The sequence below is a fragment of the Achromobacter sp. 18P8.1.1 genome (genome assembly GCF_057799415.1).
The window spans coordinates 1-322 of the sequence record NZ_JBYOKH010000104.1 but is presented as its reverse complement, the minus strand read 5'-3'; the positions used below and the strand labels follow the sequence as shown (position 1 = coordinate 322).

1 protein-coding gene is annotated in these 322 nt (G+C 63.4%); it reads right to left on the bottom strand.

From position 1 onward, the window contains the following. Nucleotides 1–322 (bottom strand): dihydrodipicolinate synthase family protein (locus tag AC27VE_RS30745; protein WP_488705859.1); only part of this gene is annotated, 322 nt, incomplete at both ends.

Here is a 322-nt window from a genome sequence, read left to right as displayed (position 1 = left end):
AGCCTTGCGGTTGCGGATTTCCAGGTAGGGCAGGAAGAAATCGTCCAGCAGGCGGTTGGTGGTGTCGGAATCGCCCGCGGCGATGGCGCGGTAGAAGTCCATGGCGGTCTTCGGCACGAAGTTGAAGACGGCCGATGAATAGACCGGCACGCCCAGCGCACGGTAGGCCGCGGCATAGACTTCAGCAGTGGGCAGGCCGCCCAGGTAGGAGAAGCGGTCGCCCATTTTGCGGCGGATGCGGACCATGGCTTCGATGTCGCCGATGCCGTCCTTGAAACCGACCAGGTTGGGGCAGCGTTCGGCCAGTTGCGCAAGGCTTTCT